The sequence below is a fragment of the Piscinibacter sp. PDB1-1 genome, assembly GCF_056675995.1.
In genome coordinates this window covers 852,886-872,383 of sequence record NZ_JBWVZJ010000001.1, presented here as the reverse complement: position 1 = coordinate 872,383, position 19,498 = coordinate 852,886, and the positions used below count along the sequence as shown (strand labels likewise).

Genomic DNA, 19,498 nt, shown 5'->3' with positions numbered 1-19,498 from the left:
ACTGGGGCCTCCGTTGGAACGTCAGGCGCCGCAGGCGTCGGCCCTGAGGCCTGGCGTCACCTGGGTCTGGAAGACCTTCCAGGCATCGACCGGCGGCGGGCCGAACGAGGTGTCTGCGCAATAACCGTGGCCGCACGAGAGGCTCGCCAGGCCGACCACCACGCCGTTCGGGCAATTGCGGTACTGCTTGTTGTTGGACGTGAGGCGCGACCACACGGTGGTGGGGCTCCCGGTGCAGCCGCTCAACTGCGCCCATTTCTCGAAGCTCGCATTGGCCGAGAGGTGCGTGACCGTCTGGCCCTGCACGCTGCTCGTGCCGCCGCTGTAGCGCACCAGCAGGTCATTGCGGCCGGCGTACTCGAGCACGCTGATCGGGCGCTGCGGCGCGCACACATAGTCTTGCGGGCTGCTGTGCAGATGGAAGACCACCGGTGCGGCCGCCGCAAAGTAGTTGGCCTGGGTGCAGGCCATCTTGTGCGAGAAGCCGCCACCCAACGAGGTGCCGCTGATGTAGACGCGGTTCGGCGCAATGCGCACGCGCTGCGAGATGTGGTCGACGATGGCCTTCATGAAGCCGGTGTCGTCCACGGTCGGGTTGAAACCCGCCACGTTCCAGCGTGCGTTCACGCCGTCCGGATAGGCCACGACGAAAGCGCGCGAGCTGTTCGAGACGGCGTCCCAGCCGCTGCCCGTTTGCTGCGACGACGACGAGCTGGACAGCCCGTGCAGGCTCAGCACCACGGCGGCCGGGGTCGTGAGATTGGCCGGCACGTGCAGCCGGTAGGTGCGGGTGACCCCGCCGTGAGTGATGGTGTAGCTGGTGTTGCCGGCGGCCTGCGTCGTGGTGTTGCAGACCGGCGCGGCAGCGGCGGGTTGAACGAACGCGGGCAATGCAGCGGCCAAGGCCACGGCCGTGGCCATCAAGTGCTTCTTCATGAACTCTCTCCTGAATGGGTCTTTGGAAGGTGCCGGGCTCGCTACCCGTTCTTGCTCTTCGACGACCATTTGCCGGTGCGCAACGCACAGTTGGTCGAGAGGAAGTCGTCTCGGCGGAAGGTTTCACCGGCCAGGTGCCAACGCTGCCATGAGGTCATTGCAGGCAACGCTTCGCGTGCCGTCGTGATGTGGTCGACGTTGGCCATGACGGTGTGGAAAAAGGGGTGTCGTGGGTGTTCGTGTTGTCGCGGTGTGACGAAGCGCTCCGGGGTCAGTACGGCGTGCGTGCCGCGGCCTTCAACGGGCCGTCGGGCAGCGACGCCACCCACGCGTGATAGGCGTGGGGGTCTTTCTTGTTCCAGAGTTGCGCGAGCTGCTGCGCGGCAGCGGATTGCGCCTCGGGGCTGCCGACCTGGGGCAGCAAGGCCGCCACATGCTCCGGCTTGTCGTAAGACCACTGATAGAGCAGGTTGCGTACGTTCTCGGCATAGCCGGGGTCGGTGCGGTGCTGCGTGACCCAGCCCCATGCGCCGCCGAGATCGTCTTGCGATTTGTAGGCAGCAACCTCGCGGATGAGCTCGCTCTTGCGCTGCGGGTCGGATTCGCGCGCGAGCGCATCTTGCGCAGCCTTGACGGCCGCGGCCTTGGCTGCAGCGGCCTGCGACAGTGCCTCGCGCTCTGCCCGCTTCGATTCGGCGTCGCTGGGCTCCGCCACCGCTTGCAACGCGGCGGGCGGGCAGGCGGCGGTTGAGATTACCGGCGCAATTGGCGCCGTGGCTGCTTCTGCCGCTGGCGCTGCAAGCGCGGGAGCGGTGTCCGGCTCGGGCACGCTCAGGCGGCCGAGGCCGATCCCGACCACTGCGCCCGCCAGCAACCACAGCCCGCGCATCTCGGCTTACCAGTTCTTGCTCTTCGACACCCACTGGCCGGTGCAGAACGAGCAGTTGCGGTCGAGGAAGTTGCTGCGGCGGAAGCTCTCGCCGCCGATGTGCCAGCGCAGCCAGGCGGTGATCGCCGGCAGTGCTTCGCGTGCCGCTTGCGTGTGGCTCGCGTTACCCACCACCGAGTAGAAGACCGGCACGTCGGTGTTCTGGTAGTCGCGGTCGCAGTTGGGCAGGGCCAACGAATCGCCACCACCGCACAAGTAGGCGGCGGGCTTGCGCAGGTTGTTGGAGCCGTTGCCGTCGAACGAGCCGCCCGAAACGTGGATGGTGGTTGTCAGGCGCGGGTCGGCTGCGATGGCAAAGCTTGCGATCGAACCGCGCGAGTGGCCGCCGGCGGCGATCTTGGTGGTGTCGAGCTTGCCGTAGTACGGGCTGGCGGCGCGGCCGTTCTCGCTGATCAGCCAGGTCATGGCTGCGGTCATTTCGCTGCCGCTGTTGCTGGAGGTCTGCGAGAACACCACGAAGCCGTGCGAGGCCAGTCGGCGCAGGTGGAACTCATATTCCGCCGGGCCGGTGCCGGCACCCGGGCCCCAGATGAAGATCGGGTGCTTCAAGCCATTCGCGCCGAGGTTGGTCGGGTAGACGACCCAGCCGTCGCGGCTCGGGCCGGTGCGTTGTGCCACCGTGGTGGCAAACGGGCCATCGGCGGCGACGCTGTTGACCGGCGGCAGGCTGCCGACCGGCGGTTGCGGGTCGGTGCCGGTCGCGCCTTGCAGCGTCAGGCTCGCCACGGTGTAGCTCTCCGTGGCGCTGTTCGCGCTCACGCGGAAGCGCAGGCGCAGCGCGCTCTGGTTGTTGGCCACCGAGGGCAGCGACACGGTGACGGCACCGCTTGCGCTCTGCACCGATTCGAGGTTCGTGTAGTTGACGCCGTCGGTCGAGAAGGCGGCGATGCCGGCCTCGCCGCTGTCCAGCCCGCTGGTGCTGCGGGTGAAGCTGAGCGACAGGTTGTTGAACCCCTGAGTGTTGATGGCGCCCGAAGTGATGGCGCCGTCGGCGCTGATCAGCGCGGCGGTCATGCGCGCACCGGCGCTGCCGGTGCTGACGCTGCCGGCCGAGGTGAAGCTGCCCAGACCGCTGGCGAAGTTCTGCTGCAGCAGAACGACCTGCGCCTGGGCCGCGCCGAAGCTCAGCGCGGCCGCGAGAGTGGTGGCTGCAACTCGCAGCCAGCGAAAGGTAGTCGAATGCATGCTTGTCTCCTGGTTGTTGTGGGTCGGGCTCAGACGCCGGGCGTCCACAAGGCGCACTTGTGGGCCGTGCTGAAGTTGTTGATGACCACCGAGCCTGCCGGCGCGAACTGCAGCACCGGCTCGGCGCTGCCGTACGCAGGCCAGTTGCTCGTGCCGGTGGGGTTGGGGTTGCCGGTGCTGCTTTTGGTGAAGGTGCTCCAGTAGCTGACCATCTGATCGGCCAGCGTGCGCTGCTGCGCATTGAGCAGGGCGGTCGATGGCAGATCGAACAGGTACTGGATCTCTGCGGCGTGGTACGACTTGAACGGGAAGCTCACCGGCGGCTGCAGCGCCATCGGCGCGGCGGGGTCGTTGAACTCGTAGGCGTACACGGCATGGCCCGCGGCGAGCAGTTGCTTGGCCGCGCGGCGGCCGGCACAGGCGAAGACCGAGTCGGTGACGGCTGCGCTCAGCGCCAGCGGGCGCGAGCCGCCGTAAGCGGCCGCCGGGTACAAGGTGGCGGCGGTTGCAGCCGCCGGGCCGAAGGTGGCGCTCATGCGTGCGGTGAGCGCCGCGTCGGTGGCGATCAGGTTCTGGTAGCCCGGCGCGCCCGGCAGCACCAGGGTGCTCGCCGGCGTGCTGGGCGTGGTGGTGGGGTTGTTGAGCGCGGTCTCTTCACCGGCCAGCAACGAGGTGTACTCGTCCGTGGTGCTGCCGATCAGCACGGGCACGCGGTTGGCCAACAGCCCGCCATTGACGGCCGCGAGGTTCGAGCGCACGAGGTAGTCGCCATCGACATTGGGCGAGTTGGTAGGCGAGAACGTGGCCGACGGCTGGTTGGCGACGATGGCACTCACCGGAAGTGCGCGCAGGCAAGCCGCGGCGTTGGCATCGTTCGGGCAGCCGAAGCTGGTGGCTGCCACGGTGGCGCCGCTGGTTTGCGCGGCGGCGCCGGTGGGCATGTCGGACACGGGACCGCTTTGCAGGATGGCCTTGTGGAACAGGCCGAGCGTCTTGCTGGTGTTGAGCTGCGTGAGCACGCTCGCGGCACCGGCCGATTGGCCTGCGATGGTCACCTGGTTCGCGTCGCCGCCGAAGGCGCGGATGTTGTTCTTCACCCAATGCAGCGCCGCCGTCTGGTCCATCACGCCGTAGTTGCCTGAGTGGCCCTGGCCGTCGACGAGGGCAGGGTGCGCAAGAAAGCCCAACGAACCCAGGCGGTAGTTGATCGTCACGACGACCACACCCTGTGCGGTGAGCCGGGTCGGGATGTAGCCGTTGCTGCGCCCGTAGAGAAAGGCGCCGCCATGGATCCACACGAGCACCGGGTGCGGGCCGGCGGTGGTGGGGGTGAACACATTGAGGTAGAGGCAGTCTTCCTGCCCGCCGCCGCTGCCGTAGTAGGACAGGGGCAGCGTGTCCTTCTGCGGGCAGTGGTTGCCGAAGGCCTTGGCGCTGCGCGTGCCGCTCCAGTTGGCCGGTGGGGTGGGTGCACGCCAGCGGAGATCACCGACGGGTGGCGCGGCGTAGGGGATGCCCAGGTACTGCTTCATGGTGCGGCTGCTGTGCAGCTCACCTTCGACGGTGCCGTTCTGCGTCTGCGCAGTCACGGGGGTGCCGTCGTCGTCATCGCCGCCGCAGGCGGTCAGCAGTTGGGTGAGGGCGAGTGAAAGGGCCACGGCGGTGGCCGCGGCAAAGCGCGCTGACATGAACGTTGTCTCCTGAGGGGGGCCGCCGACCCTCGGGCGGGGTCAGTCAGTGGCGGACTCTAGGAGTGCGCTCGGGCGCGGTCTTTCATAAGCTTGCTCAGGTTCGCGCAATTTTTGTGCGCCCGTCTTTTTTACCGATCGAATCAGGCCAGGCCTTCGCGCAGGCGGCGCGGTGTGGTGCCGAGCTCGCGCCGACACAGGGCGCTGAGGTGCGCCTGGCTCGAGAAGCCGCTGGTGAGCGCCACCACTGCCACCGGCAGGTCGCTGCTGAGCAGGAGATGGCGGGCGCGTTCAAGCCGCTTGCGGATCACGTGCTGGTACGGGCTGCAGCCGACGGTGCTATTGAACACGCGGCTGAAGTGGAAGCGGCTCAGGCCCACGGCCTGGGCCAGGTCGTCCAGGCCGATGTTCTGGTCCAGGTGCCGGTCGATGTAGTCGTTGATGCAGCGCAGCTGGTTCAGGCTGAGCTTGGTGCCGACCTCGGCATGCTGGAAGCGATGCAGCACGTGCGCAGCGAGGCCGAGACACAGGCTGTCGGCATACAACTGGCCGTGCGGAAACCCCGCCTGCCCCTCGCCCCACAGCAGGTGGATCAGGGCGGCGAGCTCGGGGTCGGCGAAGCAGGGCACGCCTTGCAGGTGCTTCCAGAGGCGGTGCGTGTCGTCGGGCGAGCAGGGGCGCAGCCGATCCGGGTCGAGTTCGACCGAGATCAGCGTCGCGTCGTGCGTCTTCCAGTGGGCAAAGTCGACCTCCTTGCTGCCGCTGTAGAACATCATCTCGCCGGTGCGCAGATGGCTGCGCATTTCATCGGTGCCGATGCGAAGGTACGAGTCCACCTGCCCGGCGCAGACCAGCGTGACCATCGGGTGGTGCACCATCCATCGGCGCACGGTGGCCTCTTCGAGCGGCCGGTAGCGCACGATGCGCAGGCCTGTCCAGCCAGGCAGCATTTCGGCATGCGGGCCGCCGAGCGGCACCGCCTGGTTGCCTACCGTGATGCGGATCTGCCGGTCGTCCATCGCAGTCCAAAAAGTGGACGACCATGCTAATTGGATGGGCAATCCCACTTCCATACGGGTTGGCCCGGGGGCGGGGCGCCGTTCATCCAGTGCGGCGCACAATCGCGGCCATGATTCCGCGCATCGACATCGACCAGACCGGCCCCGAGGCCTTCGACTACCGCGTCACCCACGAGTCCGAACTGCTGTTCGACGACACCGGCTTCAGCTCGGTGATGCACTGCCTGGTGGCAGCCGTGGAGGGCCTGTCACCCGAGGTGGTGGCCGTGGAGGTGGCCTACGCCGGGATCGTCTCGGGCACCTATCCCTTGCAGGTGCTGGCGATGAACCCGGAGCAGATCGCGGATCACGCCGTCAACACGACGGCGGCGATCCACGAGGCATTGGCCAACCGCTGAGCGGGTTGACCCGCGCGATCAGGCGCGCGCCAGCTTGAAGACCGACACCACGTCGGCCAGGCGGCGGGCTTGCTCTTTCAGCGACTCGGCGGCGGCGGCTGACTCCTCCACCAGCGCTGCGTTCTGCTGCGTCATCTGATCGAGGTTGGTCACGGCCATGTTGACCTGGCCGATGCCATCCGATTGCTCCGATGCTGCTGCGGTGATCTCGCCAATGATGTCGGTCACGCGCTGCACGCTGCCCACGATCTCGTTCATCGTGGCGCCGGCATCGGCCACGAGGCGCGAGCCGCTTTCCACCTTGTCGACGCTCGCGCCGATCAGGCTCTTGATCTCTTTGGCGGCCTCTGCCGAGCGCTGCGCGAGGCTGCGCACTTCGCTTGCCACCACCGCGAAGCCACGACCCTGTTCGCCCGCGCGGGCCGCTTCAACTGCCGCGTTCAACGCGAGGATGTTGGTCTGGAAGGCGATGCCATCGATCACGCCGATGATGTCGTTGATCTTCTTGGAGCTCGCGTTGATCTCGTCCATGGTGCTCACCACCTGCGAGACCACGTTGCCGCCACGTTGGGCCACTTCGGCGGCCGAGGCGGCGAGTTGATTGGCTTGACGGGCCGAGTCGGCGCTTTGCTTGACGGTGCCGGTGAGCTGCTCCATCGACGAGGCGGTCTGCTGCAGGTTGCTCGCGGTCTGCTCGGTGCGGGCCGACAGGTCCTGGTTGCCGGTGGCAATCTCGGTCGATGCGGTGCTGATGCTGTCGGTCGATGAGCGCACATTGCCCACCACCTTGCCGAGCGATTCGTTCATGTGCTGCAGGGCGCCCATCAGCGCGCCAAACTCGTCGCGGCGCTCGAAGGTGATGCGGCGGGTCAGATCGCCCTCGGCGATGGCGCGGGCGACTTCGATCGACTCTTTCAGCGGCTGGCGAATGCTGCGCACGAGCAGCGTGGCGACCAGCATGCCGAGCGCGATGACGACCACCGCGCCCACGGCGCCGAGTGCCATCACCTTGCTGCGCTGGCTTGCGGCATCTGCCTGTGCCTGCTCGCCCTTCTTGCGCTGCAACGCGACGAAGTCGTCGATGGCGGCCAAGTAGGCAGCGGCACTGGTCGCGTAGTCGGTCTTGACGAGCGCGGCCGCCCCGGCACGGTCGCCCGCGGCCCCCAGGTCGTTGGCCTTCTTGCTTGCTGCGATCAAGGAGGTGCCCTTGACGACGATGTCCTTCAGCACAGCCTTGTCTTCGTCGGTGTTGGCCTGCTTGGCGAGGTCGCTGCGGAGCTTGGCGATCCTGGCGGTGTCGTTGTCCAGGTTCTGGCGGAACAGTTCACCCACGGCCGGGTCGCTGCTGATCGCGTTGGCCATGCCGCGCGCCACGGCGGTGTCGGTCAGGCCCTTCCACAGGATCGAGCGCTCGATCACGTCCTGCATGGTCGACAGCGACGCCTGCGTTTCGGCCTGGATCGCGCTGGCCTGCCGCGCGGTCAGCAGCGCAATGACCAGCATTGAGGCGAGAAGGAAAAGGATCGCGCCCCAGAGCTTCTTTCCGATGGGGATGTTGTTCAGGTTCATGATGTGTCCAGGTCTTCAGGAAAAGGTCTAGGGAGGATCAGAGACGGAAGCTGCCAACGGCCTCGGCCAGCTTGTGCGCCTGGTCCTTGAGGCTGTCTGCGGCCGCCGCGCTCTGCTCCACCAGCGCGGCGTTCTGTTGGGTCATCTGGTCGAGCTGCGTCACCGAGGTGTTGACGTGCCCGATGCCGTCGGATTGCTCGGAGGCGGCGGCGGTGATCTCGCCAATGATGTCGGTCACGCGCTGCACGCTGCCCACGATCTCGTTCATCGTGGCGCCGGCATCGGCCACGAGGCGCGAGCCGCTTTCCACCTTGTCGACGCTTGCGCCGATCAGGCTCTTGATCTCTTTGGCGGCCTCTGCCGAGCGCTGCGCGAGGCTGCGCACTTCGCTTGCCACCACCGCGAAGCCACGACCCTGTTCGCCCGCGCGGGCCGCTTCAACTGCCGCGTTCAACGCGAGGATGTTGGTCTGGAAGGCGATGCCATCGATCACGCCGATGATGTCGTTGATCTTCTTGGAGCTCGCGTTGATCTCGTCCATGGTGCTCACCACCTGCGAGACCACGTTGCCGCCACGCTGCGCCACTTCGGCGGCCGACGACGCAAGCTGGTTGGCTTGTCGCGCCGCATCGGCGCTTTGCTTGACGGTGCCGGTGAGTTGCTCCATCGAAGAGGCGGCCTGCTGCAGGTTGCTTGCGGTCTGCTCGGTGCGGCGGCTCAGGTCGAGGTTGCCGCTGGCGATCTCGGTGCTGGCCACGCCGATCGAGTCGGCGCTGTTGCGCACGGCGCCCAGCATGTGCTGAAAGCGCTGGCGCATGCCTTCCACGTCACGCATCAACTGGCCGATCTCGTCGCGCCGATCGCTCTGGAAGGGTTTGCTCAGGTCGCCGCTGGCCAGCACGGTCACGGCGCCCGAGAGCTGCTTGAGCGGTGCCCCGACCGAGCGGTTCATCATGAAGAACAGGCCGCCGCCGAGCAGCAGCGTGGCCACGCCCAACAACGCGGCAAACGGGATGATCGTGGCCCAGTGCGTGCGCATGGCTTCGGCGTCGGACACCTCTGCCACCACCAGCCAGGGCGTGCTTTGCGGCTTGCGCACCACGGCCCATTGGTCGCTGTGCTGGCTGTCGAACACGGCGCCGCCTTCGCGCACCCAGCCGTCGGCCGGTGCGGACGCCAGGCGCTCCAGCAAGCTCGCGGCCTGCGGGTAGGTCTCGAGTACTTTCTTGCCCTTGGCGGTGGGGTGCGTCACGAACACGGCGTCGGCGGGTGCCTTCTTCGGGTCGATCACGTACACGCCGCCGGAGTCGAAGAAGCGCGTGTCGGCCACGATTTTCTCGATGGCATTCTGGAAAGCGCTGATGTCGAAGCCGATGAAGAGAATGCCCACGACCTTGCCGTCCGCGCTCTTGATGGGCTCGTAGCGCGTCATGTACGGCGTGCCGAAGAGCACGGCGCGACCGGTATAGGTCTTGCCTTCGAGCATCAGGCCGTGCGCCGGGTGAGCGCTGCCGAGCAGGGTGCCCATGGCGCGATCCCCGTTCTCTTTCTTGAGCGAGGTGGTCACGCGCTGGAAGTCATCGCCCTTGCGCGCGAACACCGTGGCCACGCCGCCGCTCGCGGCCGCGAAGCGATCGACTTCCGTGAAGTTGCCGTTGAGGGTGGTGTCGCCCACCTTCAAGGTGGTGGTGGCTTGGTCCAGGCTGAATGGCTGCTTGAACTCGCTCTTGAAGCTCTGGAAGAACTTCTCGACCAGCACGCGGCTGGTCATGTCGAAGGCGTCGACCGAATCGGCCACCGACTGCGTCTTGTCGGCCACCCAGGTCACGAGGCGATCGCGTGAACGATCGGCCGCGATGACGCTCATGGCCACGACGATCGCGGCCAGCACCACGCCCAGGCACAGCGCACCGGTCACGGACACCTTGCGGGCGACCGAGCCATTGATTGACGTAGTTGGGGTTTCCACTTAGTGCCCTTGCGCTTGTAAGAACGCCGGGTCGTGCCCGGCGTCGTGGGTCTTGCTCGGAGGCCGCGTTCGGGCCTGTGTGCGGGTCAGACGGATGCGTCCATGAGGCCCATGTCGGGGCTGGCCATCAGCGATTCGATGTCCATCATGATCAGCATGCGGTCGTTCACGCTGCTGATGCCGGTGATGAAGCTGGTATCCACGGCCGATGCCATCTCAGGTGCGGGCTTGATGGAGTCTGCCGAGAGTTCGAGCACGTCGGAGACCGAGTCGACCACAGCGCCCACCACGCGGCCCTTCACGTTGAGCACGATCACCACGGTGAAGCTGTTGTACTCGGCGGTCTCGCAACCGAGCTTCAGGCGCAGGTCGACGATCGGGACGATCACGCCACGCAAGTTGACCACGCCCTTGACGAACTGCGGCGCGTTGGCGATGCGGGTCGGCGCTTCGTAGGAGCGGATCTCCTGCACCTTGAGGATGTCGATGCCGTATTCCTCGGCGCCGAGGCGGAAGGTCAGGAACTCGCTGCCCGACTGGGAAGCCAGGGCGGCGCGGGCTGCTTCGTGCCGCGCAACGTGGGCGGCTTCGTTGATCATTTCCATGGGGTTCCTCTTGAATCGGGTGCCAGCTACGGGGCTTTGCTGAGTTGACTATCGGCGTTCTGGTCGAGAACTGAAGGATGGATATCGCGGGGCAGGGCGGGTCAGTTCATGGGATCGCTCACGAGCGGCTTGGGCGCTCAGAAGGTTTCCCAGTCGTCGGCGCCTGCCACCGCCTTGTCGCGCTCGACTGCGGGCGGCGTGGGCTTGTCCACCTTGACCGCCGGCTTGGGCGTGGCGCGGGGTGCAGGCAGGGGCGCCGCTGCCAGCGGCGCGGCCGTGGCAACGCGTGCGGGGGCGGCGGGTGCTGAGGCCAGTGCGCTGCCCGGGGCAGTGGCCGTTCGCACGGCCTCACCCTGCTTCAGCTTGAACACCGCCACCGCGCCCACCAGTTGCTGAGCCTGCGACTTGAGGCTCTCGGCCGCTGCGGCCGATTCCTCGACCAGCGCGGCGTTCTGCTGCGTGGCCTGGTCCATCTGCGAGACGGCTTCGCCCACCTGCGCGACGCCGGCCGACTGCTCGGCACTGGCGGTGCTGATCTCGCCCACGATGTCGGTCACGCGTCGGATCGAGGCCACCACCTCCTGCATGGTGCTGCCGGCCTGGTCGACGAGGGCCGTGCCCTGCTCGACGCGCTCCACGCTGGTCGAGATGAGGCTCTTGATCTCCTTGGCGGCGTCGGCCGAGCGCTGCGCCAGGCTGCGCACTTCGCTTGCCACCACCGCGAAGCCGCGACCTTGCTCGCCGGCGCGGGCGGCTTCCACCGCCGCATTCAGCGCGAGGATGTTGGTTTGGAAGGCGATGCCATCGATGACGCCAATGATGTCGGCGATGCGCTTGGACGAATCGTTGATGCCCTTCATGGTGTCCACCACGCGATCGACCACCTCGCCACCGTTGACGGCGACGCTCGACGCGCTCATCGCCAACTGGTTCGCCTGGCGCGCGTTCTCGGCGTTCTGCTTGACCGTGCTGGCCAGCTGCTCCATCGAGGCGGCGGTCTCTTCGAGTGCGCTGGCCTGTTGCTCGGTGCGCGCGCTCAGGTCGTTGTTGCCTTGCGAGATCTCGGCGCTGGCCGTGGCCACGCCGTCGGCGTTCTGGCGCACGCCGGAGACGATGCCTCGCAGATTCACCTGCATCTTGCTCAGTGCGTCGATCAGCAGGCCCATCTCGTCGCGCGTGTAGGCCACGATGTCCTGGCTCAGGTCGCCATCGGCGATGCGGCGCGCTGCGTTCATGGCCTTGTTCGTGGCGCCCAGCAGGTTGCCAGACACCATCCAGCCGATGCTCAGGCCCACGGCGATCATCACGGCGAGGCTGCCGAACAGGACCACGCGGGCCCGGCCGTAGATCACATCGCCCTGGGCACTGGCGGCATCGGCACCGCGGGTGTTGAACTCGGTGAGCTTGGCGAGTGCCGCGCTCGTCGCATCGAACGCCTGGCGGCCGCCCTCGTTCATGAGCTGCTTGGCCTCGAGCGAGTTCAGTGAGCGCATCAAGCTGACGAGCTGGGGGTTGATCGACTGGAACTGCTTCCAGCTCGCATCGAACTCCTTGAACAGTGCTTCTTCACTGGCGCCGTTGAGCTGCTTCTCGTAGGCGAGGCGATTCTTCTCCATGCGCCCTTCGAGCGTGGCGAGCGTGCGCTCGATCTCCGGCAGCGCCACGCTGGCCTCGGCCGACACCAGCTGGAAACGGGTGTAGCGGTAGTTGACGAGGTCGGCGTTCATTTCGCCGAGTACCTTCACAGTGGGCAACCAGTCCCCCGCGATCTCGCTGGACTTGTCGTTCACGTTGCTCAGCTGGTAAAGCGACACCAGGCTTTGCAGCAGGGCGATCACCAACACGATGCCAAAGCCGCCCATCAGCTTGGTTCGAATGCTCACGTTGCGGAAGTTCATGCTCGTCAGAGGGAAAGTGAAGGCGCGTAGGCGTGGAGGGTCGAGAAGGCTCGCCTCGTGATCAGAAGGTTTCCCAGTCGTCGTTGCTCGCGGCGGTGGCGGCCGGGGCCTTCATCGGTGCTGGTGTCGACATGGGGGCGGGCGACGCAGCAGGCTTGACTGCGTCGGCCTGAGGTGCCGAGAAAGCGGCAGGTTTGGCTGCAGGCCTGGCGGCCGGTGTGGCCATGGCCTTGCGGGCGATCGGCGGGTTGAGAGGTGCGGTCTTGGCCGCGGGCTGCGGGGCCGGCACAGGGGCTGGGGCAGGCCGGGTGGCCTGATCCGCGTCCAGGCGGAAGATGCCGACGGCCTTTGCGAGCGTCACGGCTTGTTGCTTGAGGCTTTCAGCGGCGGCGGCCGACTCTTCCACCAGCGCCGCGTTCTGCTGCGTCATCTGGTCGAGGTTGGTCACGGCCAGGTTCACCTGGCCGATACCGTCGCTTTGTTCGGAGGCGGCGGCGGTGATCTCGCCAATGATGTCGGTCACGCGCTGCACGCTGCCCACGATCTCGTTCATCGTGGCGCCGGCATCGGCGACCAGGCGCGACCCGGTCTCGACCTTGTCGACGCTCGCGCCGATCAGGCTCTTGATCTCCTTGGCGGCTTCGGCCGAGCGGCCGGCCAGGCTGCGCACCTCGTTGGCCACCACCGCGAAGCCGCGGCCCTGTTCACCAGCGCGGGCCGCTTCCACCGCGGCGTTCAGCGCAAGGATGTTGGTCTGGAAGGCGATGCCATCGATCACGCCAATGATGTCGTTGATCTTCTTGGAGCTTGCGTTGATCTCGTCCATGGTGCTCACCACCTGCGAGACCACGTTGCCGCCACGCTGGGCCACTTCGGCGGCCGAGGCGGCGAGTTGATTGGCCTGGCGGGCCGAGTCGGCGCTTTGCTTGACCGTGCCGGTGAGCTGCTCCATCGACGAGGCGGTCTGCTGCAGGTTGCTCGCGGTTTGCTCCGTGCGGGCCGACAGATCCTGGTTGCCGACGGCCACCTCGGTGCTGGCGACCTGGATGTTCTCCGACGACTCGCGCACCTGGCCCACGATGCTGACCAGTGACTGCTGCATGCGTTGCAGCGCAAGCGTCATCTGAGCGACTTCGTCGTTGCCATGCACCTTGATCTGGTGCGTGAGATCGCCGTCAGCGATGCGGCTGGCGAGTGTCTGCGCCTGTGCGACCGGCTTCAGGATCGAGCGGTTGATCGACCACGCGATCAGCATGCCGATGGCCGTGCACACGACGATGCCCACCACCAGCGCGATCAGCACGTTGCGCATGATGTTGCCGGCCATGCCGAAGACCTTGGCGCTCACCTCGCCGACGGCGTTCTGCACGTTGGCGAGCAGCTTGCCTGCCTCGGCATACGACGCATCGGCGGCCTGGAGGGCAGCGTTTGCTTCGCGGGGGTTGGCGTAACCGCCGTTCAGCAGCTTGTCGGCGACGGGCGTGAATGCCTGGCGGTAGGCCAGCACGTGCCCGCGAAACTGGTCCAGCTTGCCCTTCGACTCGGGATCGCCGGCGACCAGCACGCCGTACTTCTCCATGGCGGTGTCGAGCTCGGCCTGCGATGCGTCCCATGCGGCCTTGGCCTGCTTCATCGCGGCCTCGTCACCCATGCGGGCCACCATGGTCACGCCGGCCGTGCGCGCGTCGAGGAGGCTGAACTTGCCGCCCACCGCCACGGCGTTGGCTGGCTGGATCTTCATCGTGATGCCCTGGAAGGCCTTTTGCACCATCACCAGGCCGAACGCGCCGAGCGATGCGAGCAGGAAGGACAACAGCAAGACAGTGCCGAACCCGGCGAAGAGGCGGGTGCGAATGGTGAGTCGGCCAAGCATGGAATGAACTCCGGGTGGAAATGGGTCAGCTGGGTACGTGCGACGCTCAGGCGTGCAGGCGGAAGGTGGAGACGACCTGGGTCAGGCGCGTGGCCTGGTCTTTCAGCGATTCGGCGGCGGCGGCGGATTGCTCCACCAGTGCGGCGTTCTGCTGCGTCATCTGGTCGAGGTTGGTCACGGCCACGTTCACTTGGCCGATGCCATCGCTCTGTTCGCTGGCGGCGGTGGTGATCTCGCCAATGATGTCGGTCACGCGCTGCACGCTGCTCACGATCTCGTTCATCGTGGCGCCGGCATCGGCCACCAGGCGTGAGCCGGTCTCGACCTTGTCGACGCTCGCGCCGATCAGGCTCTTGATCTCCTTGGCGGCTTCGGCCGAGCGGCCGGCCAGGCTGCGAACCTCGGAGGCCACCACCGCGAAGCCGCGGCCCTGTTCCCCGGCGCGGGCGGCTTCCACCGCGGCGTTCAGCGCGAGGATGTTGGTCTGGAAAGCGATGCCGTCGATCACGCCAATGATGTCGTTGATCTTCTTGGAGCTGGCAGTGATCTCGTCCATGGTGCTCACCACTTGCGAAACCACTGAGCCGCCGCGCTGCGCGACCTCGGCGGCCGACGCCGCGAGGCGGTTGGCCTGGGTCGCCGAATCGGCGCTCTGGCGCACGGTGGCGGTCAGTTCTTCCATCGAGGCAGCCGTCTGCTGCAGGTTGCTCGCGGTCTGCTCCGTGCGGGCCGACAGGTCGGAGTTGCCGGTGGCGATCTCGGCGGATGCAACCGAGATGCTGTCGGTGGCGGTGCGCACCTGGCCCACCACGCGCTGCAGCGAGCCTTGCATGTCGGACAGCGCGCGCAGCAGGTCGCCGAGCTCGTCACGGCGGTTGGATTCGATGCGTTGCGACAGGTCGTTGCCTGCCACCACACGGGCGGCTTGCACGGCCTCACCGATCGGCGCGGTGACCGAGCGGGTGATCGCATAGGCCATGGCGGCACCTACGGCCAGGCTGATGAGCGCCAGCGCCACCAGGATGATCTTGGCCGTGGCCAGGCTCTTGCGCAGCGCGGCGTTGCCGTCGTCGGCCTGCTTGCGCTGGTACTCCTGCATGGCAGTCATCGCGCCCAGGTAGGTGTCGGACGCGGGCAGCACCTTCTCCTTGAGAAGGCTGTCGGCGGCCAGTGGGTCGGCGTTCTTCAGGTGTTCGTAGAGCTGTCCGCGCAGCCCGATGTAGACGTCGCGTTGCTTCGCGACTTTGGCCATCAGTGCACGGCCTTCTTCGCTCGCCACATCGTCGTCGATCGTCTTTTGCAGCGTGCTGATCTCTTTCGAGGTCGCCTTCATCAGCGGCGTGAAGTAGGCCTCGATGTCGGGCTGGCCGGCCGACTTGGCGATGGCCACGGTACGCGTCAGGTTGAGCTGCGTCTTGCCCTTCCAGTCGTCGACCCGGTTGGCAATTTGCTGAATCGATTCGGCTTTGTCGATGGCGCGCGTGGTTGCCGCCATCTGCGAGTAGGCCACGGCCATCAAGAGGAGTAGCAGGGCCAGCACGGCACCGAAGCCCACGCTCAAGCGCGTGCCGATCTTGAGATTGTTGAGGGTCTTCATGTTGAATCGATTGAATGAATGAACGTCTCAAGCGTTGAGACGGAAGGTGCCGATCACCCGCGTCAGGCTCACGGCCTGCTGCTTGAGGCTTTCGGCGGCAGCTGCGGACTCTTCGACGAGTGCGGCGTTCTGTTGTGTCATCTGGTCAAGGTGGCTGACGGCGCTGTTGACCTGGCCGATGCCCTCGCTCTGCTCGCTGGCAGCTGCGGTGATCTCGCCGATGATGTCGCTCACGCGCTGCACCGACCCCACGATCTCGCCCATGGTGGTGCCGGCTTCGGCCACCAGGCGCGAGCCCGTCTCGACCTTGTCGACGCTCGCGCCGATCAGGGCCTTGATCTCCTTGGCGGCTTCGGCCGAGCGGCCGGCCAGGCTGCGCACCTCGCTTGCCACCACCGCGAAGCCACGTCCCTGTTCACCGGCGCGGGCCGCTTCAACTGCCGCGTTCAACGCGAGGATGTTGGTCTGGAAGGCGATGCCATCGATCACGCCGATGATGTCGTTGATCTTCTTGGAGCTCGCGTTGATCTCGTCCATGGTGGTCACGACCTGCGAGACCACGCTGCCGCCACGCTGGGCAACTTCGGCGGCCGAGGCGGCGAGTTGATTGGCCTGGCGGGCCGAGTCGGCGCTTTGCTTGACCGTGCCGGTGAGTTGCTCCATCGAGCTTGCGGTTTGCTGCAGGTTGCTCGCCGTCTGTTCGGTGCGCGCACTCAGGTCCTGGTTGCCATGGGCGATCTCCGAAGAGACCACCGAGATGTTGTCGGTGGCGCCTCGCACCTGGCCCACCAGGTTGCGCAGTTGTGCCTGCATGGCCGAGAGTGAGCGCATCAAGTCGGCGGTCTCGTCGCGGCCCGTCTCTTCGACGTGGCGCGTGAGGTCGCCGCCTGCAATGGCGCGGGCGAGTTCGTTGGCGCGGCCGATGGGGCGCAGGATGGAACCGAAGTTCGCGATGGTGAGCGGCACCACGAGCACCAGGGCGGCGGCGAGCGCAGCGCAGAACCCGTAGACCACGCGGTTGGCCACCTTGTCCATGTCGGCTTGCATGGCAAGCGCCTGGTCGGCGTTGGCCTGGCGCATGGCGGCGATGCCTGCCTCTGCGGCCTCGATCTCCTTGACGGCAGGGCCGGTCACGCGGTTGATGGCGGTGGCCGTGTCGTACGACGAGGCCTCGATCTGGCGCAGCACCGGCAGGAAGGCGGCCTCATAGGCCTTGATGCGCTCTTGCACCTTGCCCAGCGCCTCGCCGTCGAACTTGACCGTACCCGATGTCATGGCCGCGAGTTCGTCGTTCGCGCCCTTGAGAGACTCTTGCCAGCGAAGCTTCACCTTGGCGATCGCTTCGGGCTTCTCATAGTTGATGATCAGGTCCTTCTCGTGGCGGCGAAGCTGGCCGATCTGCGCCGACAACTGGCTGAGGTGGCCGTTCAGCGTCACGCTGTGTTCGGCCATCTGCTGTGCGTCGACCTGCGTGCGCTTCATGCCGTACAGGCCGATGCTGCCCAGGCCGACAAGGAGCACCACCACCATGGCGATCGCACTGACCATCCGCAGGCGGATGGTGTGCTGGCGCATCAGGCGATCAATGGCGTTCATTCGAAGTGTCCCTGTCCAAGCGTTGTTTCGAACGGCAGCGTGTCAGTGGCGGGTGCGGCGCACGAGACTGCCCACGTCGAGGATCAAGGCCACGCGCCCGTCGCCCATGATGGTGGCGCCCGACACGTCGTTGACCTTGCGGTAGTTGGCTTCGAGGTTCTTCACCACCACCTGCTGCTGGCCGAGCAGTTCGTCCACCAGCAATGCGACACGTCCGCCCTCGGCTTCGACGACGACCATGATCCCGCTCACATGCTCGAAGTCGAACCTCGGCACGTTGAACACGTGCTCGATCTCGAGCACCGGCATGTACTCGTCGCGCACCTCGACCACGCGGCCGCTGCCGCCGATGGTCTTGATCATGTCGGCCTGCACCTGGAACGACTCGACCACTGAAGAGAGCGGGAGGATGTAGACCTCTTCGCCCACGCCGATCGACATGCCGTCCATGATGGCCAGCGTGAGCGGCAGGCGCACCTTGACGCTCATGCCGTAGCCCTCGGCCGAGTCGATCTCGACCGAGCCGCCGAGTGCGGTGATGTTCTTCTTGACCACGTCCATGCCCACACCGCGGCCGGACACATCGGTCACCACGTCGGCGGTGGAGAAGCCGGGCGCGAAGATCAGGCTCCACACGTCCTGGTCGCTCATCGAGTCGGAGCAGGGGATGCCGCGCTCGCGTGCCTTCTTGAGCAGCTTCTCGCGCGAGAGGCCGCGGCCGTCGTCGCGCACCTCGATGACGATGGAGCCGCCCTGGTGCGATGCGGCGAGCGTGATGGTGCCGGTTTCGGGCTTGCCCTTGGACAGGCGATCTGCCGGCAGCTCGATGCCATGGTCGCAGGAGTTGCGAACCAGGTGGGTCAGCGGGTCGGTGATCTTCTCGACCAGGCCCTTGTCGAGCTCGGTGGCTTCACCTTGCGTCACGAAGTCGACCTTCTTGCCGAGCTTGGCGGCCAGGTCGCGCAGCATGCGCGGGAAGCGGCTGAACACCACCGACATCGGAATCATGCGGATCGACATCACCGACTCTTGCAAGTCACGCGTGTTGCGGTCCAGGTCGGCCAGGCCGGCAGCGAGCTGCTGGTACAGGGCCGGATCCATGCCCTGTGTGTTCTGGGCCAGCATGGCCTGGGTGATGACGAGTTCGCCCACCAGGTTGATGAGCTGGTCGACCTTCTCGACCGACACGCGAAGGGTCGATGTCTCGACCGCGGCGGCGGGCTTGTCGGTGCGCGCAGTTGTCTTGGCAGGCGGCTTGGCGGCGGTGGATTCGGCTGCTGGTGCGGCGCTGGCGGCATCGGCTGCAGTCGGGGTGGCCTGCGTGGGCGAGCCCGGAGCGTCGTCGAAGAAGCCGTAGCCCACCTCGGCCTGTTCGGGCTCGGGTGCACCGGGCGCGCCGCTGTGGAAGCCGAAGCCGGGGCCGAGCGGCAGGATGGTCACCTGTTCGCGCGCCACATGGAAGGTCAGCAGGTCCAGCAGGTCGCTGTCGGTGCTGGTGGTGACGACCTTGAAGCGGCGCACGCCATCGGCGTGCATGCCGTTGTCGAGCGGTTCGATCGTGCCGAGGTCGGTGATTTCCTTGAAGAGGTCGACCACGTTGTCGGCCTGCTCGGGCTTGTCCATCGGCCCGACGCGCAGTTCGATGGCGCGGGCGGCCGGCCCGGCTGCAGGAGCCGGCGTGGCGGATGCTGCAGCCGCAGGTTCGGGCGCCTTCGGTGCTGGCGCCGGGGCCGCCGCAGCCGCCACAACGGGCGTCTCGCCGGCCACCATGGCGCGGATGTTGAACAGCAGCTCGGTGGTATCGGGCTCATCGCCCGCGCCGCCGGTCTGGTGGCGTGCGAGCTGGGCGCGCAGTGCGTCGCCGGATTGCAGCAGCACATCGACCATGGCCGAGGTGGGGGCCAGTTCGTGGCGGCGCAGCTTGTCGAGCAGCGTCTCCATCTGGTGCGTGAGTTCGGCCACGTCCTTGAAGCCGAAGGTGGCGGCGCCGCCCTTGATCGAGTGCGCGCAGCGGAAGATGGCGTTCATCTCCTCGTCGTCGGCCGCGTCCACGTCGAAGTCGAGCAGCAACTGCTCCATGCGGTCGAGGTTCTCGCCCGCCTCTTCGAAGAAGACCTGATAGAACTGGCTCAGGTCGATGCCGGCGCTCAGGTTCGAGCCCTCGGAAGTCATCTCGCCCATGGCGTCGTGCTCCTGCTGGATTTCTGTTGTCTGGA

At 66.7% G+C, this 19,498-nt stretch carries 15 protein-coding genes; 1 reads left to right on the top strand and 14 read right to left on the bottom strand.

Annotated elements, in window-relative coordinates; translation table 11 throughout:
* Positions 1–21: 21 nt before the first annotated feature.
* The 6 genes from AC1KAR_RS03905 to AC1KAR_RS03880 form a co-directional block, all read right to left on the bottom strand.
* A complete protein-coding gene (locus tag AC1KAR_RS03905; RefSeq protein WP_480314654.1) occupies positions 22–936 on the bottom strand; it encodes a CE1 family esterase in 915 nt (304 codons plus the stop codon).
* A gap of 41 nt (positions 937–977) precedes the next feature.
* Entirely contained in the window at positions 978–1,142 is a 165-nt protein-coding gene (locus tag AC1KAR_RS03900; RefSeq protein ID WP_480314652.1) for a hypothetical protein, read from the bottom strand.
* 65 nt (positions 1,143–1,207) lie between these two features.
* Positions 1,208–1,825: a hypothetical protein gene (locus AC1KAR_RS03895; protein WP_480314650.1), complete on the bottom strand. Its 618-nt coding sequence runs from the start codon at positions 1,823–1,825 to the stop codon at positions 1,208–1,210.
* Between the two features lie 6 nt (positions 1,826–1,831).
* On the bottom strand, positions 1,832–3,070 hold the full coding sequence (locus AC1KAR_RS03890; RefSeq protein WP_480314648.1) for an alpha/beta hydrolase family protein: 1,239 nt from the start codon (positions 3,068–3,070) through the stop codon (positions 1,832–1,834).
* A gap of 29 nt (positions 3,071–3,099) precedes the next feature.
* Entirely contained in the window at positions 3,100–4,758 is a 1,659-nt protein-coding gene (locus AC1KAR_RS03885; RefSeq protein WP_480314646.1) for a carboxylesterase/lipase family protein, read from the bottom strand.
* A 143-nt stretch (positions 4,759–4,901) separates the two neighbouring features.
* Positions 4,902–5,777 carry a helix-turn-helix domain-containing protein gene (locus tag AC1KAR_RS03880; protein ID WP_480314644.1) on the bottom strand — a complete coding sequence of 292 codons (876 nt, stop codon included), beginning with the start codon at positions 5,775–5,777 and terminating at the stop codon, positions 4,902–4,904.
* Positions 5,778–5,887: 110 nt separating this feature from the next.
* Between AC1KAR_RS03880 and AC1KAR_RS03875 the strand changes: the two genes are divergently transcribed.
* On the top strand, positions 5,888–6,175 hold the full coding sequence (locus AC1KAR_RS03875; RefSeq protein ID WP_480314642.1) for a hypothetical protein: 288 nt from the start codon (positions 5,888–5,890) through the stop codon (positions 6,173–6,175).
* 18 nt (positions 6,176–6,193) lie between these two features.
* Here the strand turns inward: AC1KAR_RS03875 and AC1KAR_RS03870 are convergent, their stop codons facing one another.
* From AC1KAR_RS03870 to AC1KAR_RS03835, 8 genes are all read right to left on the bottom strand, one after another.
* Positions 6,194–7,744, bottom strand: coding sequence for a methyl-accepting chemotaxis protein (locus AC1KAR_RS03870; protein ID WP_480314640.1), 1,551 nt, complete (start codon positions 7,742–7,744; stop codon positions 6,194–6,196).
* 37 nt (positions 7,745–7,781) lie between these two features.
* A complete protein-coding gene (locus AC1KAR_RS03865) occupies positions 7,782–9,713 on the bottom strand; it encodes a methyl-accepting chemotaxis protein (protein ID WP_480314638.1) in 1,932 nt (643 codons plus the stop codon).
* Positions 9,714–9,799: 86 nt separating this feature from the next.
* Positions 9,800–10,318: a chemotaxis protein CheW gene (locus tag AC1KAR_RS03860; RefSeq protein ID WP_480314636.1), complete on the bottom strand. Its 519-nt coding sequence runs from the start codon at positions 10,316–10,318 to the stop codon at positions 9,800–9,802.
* A 137-nt stretch (positions 10,319–10,455) separates the two neighbouring features.
* The gene (locus tag AC1KAR_RS03855; protein WP_480314634.1) at positions 10,456–12,216 is read right to left on the bottom strand and encodes a methyl-accepting chemotaxis protein; all 1,761 of its coding nucleotides are present in this window, start codon (positions 12,214–12,216) and stop codon (positions 10,456–10,458) included.
* 61 nt (positions 12,217–12,277) lie between these two features.
* Positions 12,278–14,089, bottom strand: coding sequence for a methyl-accepting chemotaxis protein (locus AC1KAR_RS03850; RefSeq protein ID WP_480314632.1), 1,812 nt, complete (start codon positions 14,087–14,089; stop codon positions 12,278–12,280).
* 46 nt (positions 14,090–14,135) lie between these two features.
* Positions 14,136–15,686 (bottom strand): methyl-accepting chemotaxis protein, encoded by a 1,551-nt coding sequence (locus AC1KAR_RS03845; protein ID WP_480314630.1) that lies wholly within the window; start codon positions 15,684–15,686, stop codon positions 14,136–14,138.
* 27 nt (positions 15,687–15,713) lie between these two features.
* Entirely contained in the window at positions 15,714–17,282 is a 1,569-nt protein-coding gene (locus AC1KAR_RS03840) for a methyl-accepting chemotaxis protein (protein ID WP_480314629.1), read from the bottom strand.
* A 42-nt stretch (positions 17,283–17,324) separates the two neighbouring features.
* Positions 17,325–19,463, bottom strand: a complete 2,139-nt coding sequence (locus AC1KAR_RS03835; RefSeq protein ID WP_480314628.1) for a chemotaxis protein CheW — start codon at positions 19,461–19,463, stop codon at positions 17,325–17,327.
* Positions 19,464–19,498: the final 35 nt, after the last annotated feature.

Bases quoted from the DNA above. Each gene is read 5' to 3' on its own strand.
- AC1KAR_RS03905 (WP_480314654.1), bottom strand. From the start codon at position 936: ATGAAGAAGCACTTGATGGCCACGGCCGTGGCCTTGGCCGCTGCATTG.
- AC1KAR_RS03900 (WP_480314652.1), bottom strand. From the start codon at position 1,142: ATGGCCAACGTCGACCACATCACGACGGCACGCGAAGCGTTGCCTGCA.
- AC1KAR_RS03895 (WP_480314650.1), bottom strand. From the start codon at position 1,825: ATGCGCGGGCTGTGGTTGCTGGCGGGCGCAGTGGTCGGGATCGGCCTC.
- AC1KAR_RS03890 (WP_480314648.1), bottom strand. From the start codon at position 3,070: ATGCATTCGACTACCTTTCGCTGGCTGCGAGTTGCAGCCACCACTCTC.
- AC1KAR_RS03885 (WP_480314646.1), bottom strand. From the start codon at position 4,758: ATGTCAGCGCGCTTTGCCGCGGCCACCGCCGTGGCCCTTTCACTCGCC.
- AC1KAR_RS03880 (WP_480314644.1), bottom strand. From the start codon at position 5,777: ATGGACGACCGGCAGATCCGCATCACGGTAGGCAACCAGGCGGTGCCG.
- AC1KAR_RS03875 (WP_480314642.1), top strand. From the start codon at position 5,888: ATGATTCCGCGCATCGACATCGACCAGACCGGCCCCGAGGCCTTCGAC.
- AC1KAR_RS03870 (WP_480314640.1), bottom strand. From the start codon at position 7,744: ATGAACCTGAACAACATCCCCATCGGAAAGAAGCTCTGGGGCGCGATC.
- AC1KAR_RS03860 (WP_480314636.1), bottom strand. From the start codon at position 10,318: ATGGAAATGATCAACGAAGCCGCCCACGTTGCGCGGCACGAAGCAGCC.
- AC1KAR_RS03855 (WP_480314634.1), bottom strand. From the start codon at position 12,216: ATGAACTTCCGCAACGTGAGCATTCGAACCAAGCTGATGGGCGGCTTT.
- AC1KAR_RS03850 (WP_480314632.1), bottom strand. From the start codon at position 14,089: ATGCTTGGCCGACTCACCATTCGCACCCGCCTCTTCGCCGGGTTCGGC.
- AC1KAR_RS03845 (WP_480314630.1), bottom strand. From the start codon at position 15,686: ATGAAGACCCTCAACAATCTCAAGATCGGCACGCGCTTGAGCGTGGGC.
- AC1KAR_RS03840 (WP_480314629.1), bottom strand. From the start codon at position 17,282: ATGAACGCCATTGATCGCCTGATGCGCCAGCACACCATCCGCCTGCGG.
- AC1KAR_RS03835 (WP_480314628.1), bottom strand. From the start codon at position 19,463: ATGGGCGAGATGACTTCCGAGGGCTCGAACCTGAGCGCCGGCATCGAC.